At 48.0% G+C, this 244-nt stretch carries 1 protein-coding gene; it reads right to left on the bottom strand.

The genetic code is table 11. From position 1 onward, the window contains the following. Positions 1-244 (bottom strand): G5 domain-containing protein (locus STRDD04_RS10385; RefSeq protein WP_197460108.1); only part of this gene is annotated, 244 nt, incomplete at both ends.

Below are 244 nucleotides of genomic sequence, written 5' to 3'. Positions count from 1 at the left end.
ACATCCAAGCGTGGCTGTTCAACTACTGGAGCTTGAACGCCTTCGTCTGGAGTGACTTTCTCAACTGGCTTGCCAATTTCCACAATCTGATCGACTGGATCTTTAGAAATGAAGCTGTCACGAGTGGTGCGGCTAGTTTCTTGACCATTTTCAAGCGTCACTTCCACAAGTGTAGTCTTCTCGCCGGCCTTGCCTTCTTGGACAACTTTTCGTGTGCCCTTAGACAATTGAGCATTTTCACGCT

The organism is Streptococcus sp. DD04, from assembly GCF_001578725.1.
Taxonomy (GTDB): Bacteria; Bacillota; Bacilli; order Lactobacillales; family Streptococcaceae; genus Streptococcus; species Streptococcus sinensis.
This window is presented reverse-complemented; position numbering and strand designations above follow the sequence as displayed.